This is a genomic window from Hymenobacter coccineus (assembly GCF_001816125.1).
Classification (GTDB): Bacteria; Bacteroidota; Bacteroidia; order Cytophagales; family Hymenobacteraceae; genus Hymenobacter; species Hymenobacter coccineus.
Map to the genome: position 1 here is coordinate 1 of NZ_MDZA01000141.1, position 5,890 is coordinate 5,890.

A 5,890-nucleotide genomic window follows, 5' to 3' on the forward strand; every position below is an offset into this window, starting at 1 on the left:
CTTCTTCGTTTCGTTTGCCCATGTCCAACACCTTCGGCACCCTATTTCGCATCACCACCTTCGGCGAGTCGCACGGCACTGGCATCGGGGTAATTATCGTTGCCTCTTCGCCTCTTCTTCGTTTCGTTTGCCCATGTCCAACACCTTCGGCACCCTATTTCGCATCACCACCTTCGGCGAGTCGCACGGCACTGGCATCGGGGTAATTATCGACGGCTGCCCGGCCGGCTTGGCCGTGGAAGCGGCCCACATCCAAACGGCGCTGGACCGCCGCCGTCCCGGCCAAAGCGAGCTGACCACGCCCCGCAACGAAGCCGACCGCGTGCAAATCCAGTCCGGCTTGTTCGAGGGCCTGACCACCGGCACGCCCATCAGCCTGTTCATTCCCAACGCCGACCAGCGCTCCGACGACTACTCGCACATCGCGCAGGCCTACCGCCCTAGCCACGCCGACTACACCTACGACGCCAAGTACGGCCGCCGCGACCACCGCGGCGGGGGCCGCAGCTCGGCCCGCGAAACGGCCGCCCGCGTGGCCGCTGGGGCCGTAGCCGCGCAGTTGCTGGCGCACTTCGGGGTGCGGGTGCAGGCCTACGTGTCGGCCGTGGGCGAAATTGAAGTGCCCGTGGGCTACGAGGAATTGGACTTGAGCCTGATTGATACCAACCTCGTGCGCTGCCCCGACCCCGCTACCGCGGCCCGCATGGAGGATCGCATTCGGGCCGCGCGCGATGCGCACGACACCGTGGGCGGCGTGATTACGGGTGTGGCCACCGGCGTGCCGCCGGGCCTCGGCGAGCCGGTGTTCGACAAGCTGCCCGCCGTGCTGGGCCACGCTTTGCTCAGCATCAACGCCGTGAAAGGCTTCGAGTTCGGCTCGGGCTTCGAGGGCACGAAGCTGGCCGGCTCGCAGCACAACGACGAATTTTACACCGACGACGCCGGCCGCATCGCCACCCGCACCAACCGCAGCGGCGGCAGCCAGGGCGGCATTTCCAACGGCCAGGACGTCTACTTCCGGGTAGCGTTCAAGCCCGTGGCCACCATCTTGCAGCCCCAGCCCACCGTCAACCAGGCCGGCGAGGCCGTGACGCTGGCCGGCCGCGGCCGTCACGACCCCTGCGTGCTGCCCCGCGCCGTGCCCATCGTGGAAGCCATGACGCACCTCGTGCTGGCCGATTTGCTGCTGCGCGCCCGCAGCAATAAGCTGTAGGTTAGGCGGAACTATACGCCCGCGCTATTCTTAATTAGACTAATTAAGAATGCTTTGCCGAAGGGAGCTGCGCTGCTGTCGTACCTTTGTAACCTCTCCGGTTCCGGCGCTGTTGTAGTGTCGCCCCTGGAGCCCCTTATCTCGCACCGTCAATTTCTTATCGCCATGTCCGCCGTATCTATTTACGCCGAAGCCTCGCCGAATCCGGAGAGCATGAAATTTGTCCTCAACCAACAGCTCCTCGCCGATGGCGTGAGCGTGGATTACCCAACGCTGGAGGCCGCCGCCAACTCACCCGTGGCCCAGGAGCTGTTCGGGTTCGATTACGTGGGCCGCGTGTTCATCGCCCAAAACTTCGTCACCGTTACCAAAACCCACCCCGATCTGGCCTGGACGCAGCTTATTCCCGAACTGCGCCAGTTCCTGAAAGGCTACGTGGAGGCTGGGGGCCCCCTGTTCACCGTGGACCCCGCCGCTGAGCAAAAGGCTGCCCAGGCCGCCACCGCCGGCGACCCCACCGCCCAGGAAGGCCAGACGGCCCAGAAAATCATCGACCTGCTCGATAACTACGTGCGCCCCGCCGTGGAGCAGGACGGTGGCAACATTACCTTCAAAAGCTACCACGAAGGCGTTGTGACCGTGAACCTGCAAGGCTCGTGCTCGGGCTGCCCCTCGGCCACCGTCACGCTCAAGTCAGGCATCGAAAACCTGCTCAAGCGCATGGTGCCCGAAGTGCAAAGCGTCGTTGCTGAAGGCATTTTGGTGTAAGTCAGCGAGTTAGAAGCTGAGAGTTAGAAATTAAAAAGCCCGCCTGGTAGTCCAGGCGGGCTTTTTAATTTCTAACTCTCAGCTTCTAATTGGGCCTAGTGGGGCCGGATGGTGAAGTGGCGGGCCACGGTGAAGCCGAAGTACAGGTCGCCGGCGAAGAAGTTGCCGGTGGTTTCGGGCACGAAGAACTTCTCCGTCATGCCCAGCGAGTTCGACACGTGTAGCTGGAAGATGTGGCCGCCTGTTTCCAAGTCCACGCCCAGGCCCAGGGCATTGCGGAAGTTGGTGGCCGTGTTGCCCGGGAACAGGTAGTAGTAATCGGCGGTGAGGGCGGTGCGCTTGGTGATTTTCTGGCGCACGGCCCCGCCCAGCGCGTACACGTCGTTCTGGGCGGCGGCGGCGGCCACGTAGTTGCGGTGGATGAGCGTGGGCATGAGCTGCACCGACAGGTTGGAGCTGAACTTGCGGGCAATGAGGGCCTAGTAGGCATAGGTCACGCGCGAGGCCACGTTGCGGTCGGCTGGAGTATTGAACCGCAGCGTGGTGATGGCCGACGAGGCAAACAGCGTGACGGACACGGGGATGGGCTGGGGCCCCGTGGTCTGACGGATGGCCCGGTACTTCAGGAAGCCGTCCAGGGTTTTTTCCTGCGAGCTGCGGCCCACGCCCACGGCCAGGCGGTTGGTGAGGCCGTACTCGAAGCTGAGGCGTGGCACGGCCTGGTCGAGGCCAAAAAAGTTAACGCCCAGCGTAGCAGCCGGGGCCCCCGTGAAGTGCCCCGTGAACGTGGCCCGCGGAAATTTCTCCGACTCCATGTAGTTCTCGTTGAAGTGCTCCTGCATGAGCGTGCGCTTGAACACGAACTCCTTGATGGGCACCACGAAAGCCAGTTGGCCGGTGGCCACGTCGAGCACCGCCGCCGTTGTGTTGCGGGCCTCGATATCCTCGATGATGCTGGTGGAGAAAAAGCTAACGCGGCCCGCCCGGGTCATGAATTTGCTTTGGGCGTCGGGCTACGGCGCTGCCAGCAGCAGCAAGCCGAGCGCGAAGGACAGCAGTTGGTTCATGGGCGAGGGCATAAAAGCGAAGGGCCGGTGCCGGGGCGGCGGGCTTTCGCAAGCGGAATGAAGGAGCGGATAGCGCCGAGCAGCTAGTTGTCGGGCTGGCCCGCCTCGATCCAGGCCTGGATGCGGGCGATGTCGCAGGTCGAAAGCTAATCCTTGTCCTTAGGCATCTGGTTGAAGCCCGGGTCGTGGCGGATGCAGACCAGGATGAGGCTGGCCGACTGCTGCTTGATGCCCGCGTAGTTGCTGTAGTCGTTGCCGCCGCCCAGCGCCTGGTGCACCGTGGCGCCGTGGCACTCGCGGCAGTGGGCCTCAAAAATGGGCGAAATCATGGCGGCGTAGGTGATCGGTGCAACGTCGGGGCAGGGGCTCGGCCCAGGGCCGTGGGTGTAGGTGCAGCCCGTAACCACGGCCAGTAGGGTGGCCGCCGCGGCTGCCGCAGCCCGCGCCGGAAAAAGGCGTAGAAGCTTGCGATAGGATAGCGAGTAGAAGTAACGATAGGTGCCTAAGGAATAAGCGCTAAGAAGGATATTCCCGAGTAATGAAGCGCAAGGTATAATAAGAGCCCGCCCCGATTTATTAACATAAGTTGAGAACGCAAAAAAGCCCGGCCAACGTGGCCGGGCTCTCTACGGACGAAAAAAACGGGGACGCAGAATTAAGAAAATCCGTGCCCGGGGGCCCTAGCTTACCGTGCTGCGGCTCAGCGTGGGTGTGCCGCCGGTCAGGTCGGCTACGTCCTCGCCCGCGGCGAGGCGCTCGCGCTCTTCCTTCTTCCCGTAGGTGTCCAGAATGATGGGCGTGGCGATGAACAGCGACGAGTACGTGCCGAAGATAATGCCGATCATCATGGCGAAGGAGAACGAACGAAGCGTCTCACCACCAAAGATATACAGCACGGCCACCACCAGGAAAACGGTCGTGAACGTAATCATCGTCCGCGAGAAGGTAGAGTTCAAGGCCGGGTTCACCACTTGGGCAAACGTCAGCTTGGGATTCTCACGCAGGTACTCGCGCACCCGGTCGTAAATCACCACCGTGTCGTTCATCGAGAAGCCGATAACGGAAAGCACGGCGGCTACGAAAATCTGGTCCATCTCGTAGTTCAAGCCAAAGGCGCGGGCAATTGGGTAAGATGCGATGACCAACAAGGCATCGTGGAATAGTGCGATAACGGCCGCCATCGAGTACTGCCACTTCTCGAAGCGGAAGAGCACGTACACGAAGATGCCCAGCAGCGTCAGGCCCAAGCTCAGCACTGAGGTGCGCTTGATGTCGTCGGCGATGGTGGCGCCCACTTTGGAGGTGGATTTGATGGCCGGGGCGTCGGCGCTGAACTTGCTCAGGCCCTGGTTGAGGGTGGTGAGCACGGTCTGGTCGGCGGTCTGGCTCTCGTCGGTGGCGAGGTAGCTGGTGGTCACGCGCAGGCGGCTGTCGGCGCCGTACTGCTTCACCTCAATGCCGGCGCCCTTGAAGGCGGGGCGCAGCACGTCGGCCACGTCGGAGGCCACCATGTTCTTGTTGAAGTCGATGACGTAAGCGCGGCCACCTGTGAAGTCAACACCTAGGTTGGGCCCCCCTTGCAGGTACATCAACACGAAGCCAATGACGATGACCACCGTTGAGAAGATGTAGGCAATTTTGCGCTTGCCCACGATGTCGAAGTTCACGTTTTTGAAGAGGTTGCGCGAGAGGAAGGTCGAGAAGGTGATTTTGCTAATCTCCTTGCCCTTCACCAGGGCCTCGATGATGAGGCGCGACACGAACACGGCCGACAGGAACGAGGTGAGCACGCCGATGCCGAGCGTGATGGCGAAGTTCTGCACCGGGCCGGTGCCGAAGAAACCCAGAATCACAGCGATGAGCATCGTGGTCACGTTCGAGTCGAAGATGGCCGAGAAGGCGCGCGAGTAACCAGCGTTGATGGCGTCGTTGAGGCTGAGCCCGTGGTCAAGCTCTTCGCGGATACGCTCGAAAATCAGCACGTTGGCATCCACCGACGAAGCAATTACCAGGATCAGGCCCGCGATGCCGGGCAGGGTGAGGGCGGTCTGGAACGCGGCCAGCACACCCAAAATCAGGAACATGTTGAAGAGCAGGGCGGCGTCGGCCACCAGGCCGGCGCGGCCGTAGTAGGCGGCCATGAAGACCATGATGATCAGCAAGCCGGCCAGCGACGAGTACAGGCCCTGGTTGATGGCTTCCTTGCCCAGCGAGGGGCCCACCACGGCTTCTTCCACGATGCGGGTGGGGGCGGGCAGCTTGCCGGCCTTCAGCACGTTGGCCAAGTCCTGGGCTTCCTCAATGGAGAAGTTGCCCGAGATGCTGGTGTTGCCGCCGGCAATTTCGCCCTGCACCACCGGGTCCGAGTACACATAGTCGTCGAGCACGATGCCCACCTGGCGGCCGATGTTGGCGGCCGTCATGCGCTGCCACTTTTTGGCGCCGCTCGGGTTCATGCTCATGCTCACCTCGGGGTGGCCGCTCTGGTCGTAGTCCTGGCGGGCGTCGGCCACCACTTCGCCGGCCACGGGGGCTTGGCCATCGCGGGTTTTCTTGATGGGGTTCAGCTCCAGGTATTCCTGCGGGCCAACCAACGTAGGCTTCACGCTCCAGAGCAGGGCCAAGTTGGGGGGCAGAATGGCTTTGGCTTCGGGGCTGCGCAGCAGGGCGTTCATGCGGGCGGTGTCGCGCAGGGCCACGCCCAGGCGGCCGGGCATGGTGAGCAGGCGGGCCAGGGGCCCCACGTTCTGCGCAGCGGCGGCAGAGTCGGCGCCGGCACCTTTGGCGGCAGGGTTCTTCTTGGCCAGCTGGGCGGCCAGCGAGGCTGGTGTCGCCGGCGGCG

The 5,890-nt window shown here is 63.0% G+C and carries 4 protein-coding genes and 1 pseudogene; 2 read left to right on the plus strand and 3 right to left on the minus strand.

The window, feature by feature from the left end:
• The first annotated feature begins 133 nt into the window (after positions 1-133).
• Positions 134-1,213 carry a chorismate synthase gene (aroC, locus tag BEN49_RS10035; protein WP_070742901.1) on the plus strand — a complete coding sequence of 360 codons (1,080 nt, stop codon included), beginning with the start codon at positions 134-136 and terminating at the stop codon, positions 1,211-1,213.
• Between the two features lie 165 nt (positions 1,214-1,378).
• Positions 1,379-1,981 (plus strand): NifU family protein, encoded by a 603-nt coding sequence (locus BEN49_RS10040; protein WP_068236008.1) that lies wholly within the window; start codon positions 1,379-1,381, stop codon positions 1,979-1,981.
• 95 nt (positions 1,982-2,076) lie between these two features.
• On the opposite strand, the pseudogene BEN49_RS29460 reads toward BEN49_RS10040, so the two are convergent.
• From BEN49_RS29460 to secD, 3 genes and pseudogenes are all read right to left on the minus strand, one after another.
• Positions 2,077-2,973, minus strand: a pseudogene (locus BEN49_RS29460) (DUF5777 family beta-barrel protein).
• A 221-nt stretch (positions 2,974-3,194) separates the two neighbouring features.
• Positions 3,195-3,455 carry a hypothetical protein gene (locus BEN49_RS10055; RefSeq protein ID WP_125916699.1) on the minus strand — a complete coding sequence of 87 codons (261 nt, stop codon included), beginning with the start codon at positions 3,453-3,455 and terminating at the stop codon, positions 3,195-3,197.
• 273 nt (positions 3,456-3,728) lie between these two features.
• Positions 3,729-5,890 (minus strand): protein translocase subunit SecD (gene secD, locus BEN49_RS10060; protein WP_083325968.1); only part of this gene is annotated, 2,162 nt, incomplete at its 5' end.

Coding starts and splice junctions, on each gene's coding strand:
- aroC (WP_070742901.1), top strand. CDS start 134: ATGTCCAACACCTTCGGCACCCTATTTCGCATCACCACCTTCGGCGAG.
- BEN49_RS10040 (WP_068236008.1), top strand. CDS start 1,379: ATGTCCGCCGTATCTATTTACGCCGAAGCCTCGCCGAATCCGGAGAGC.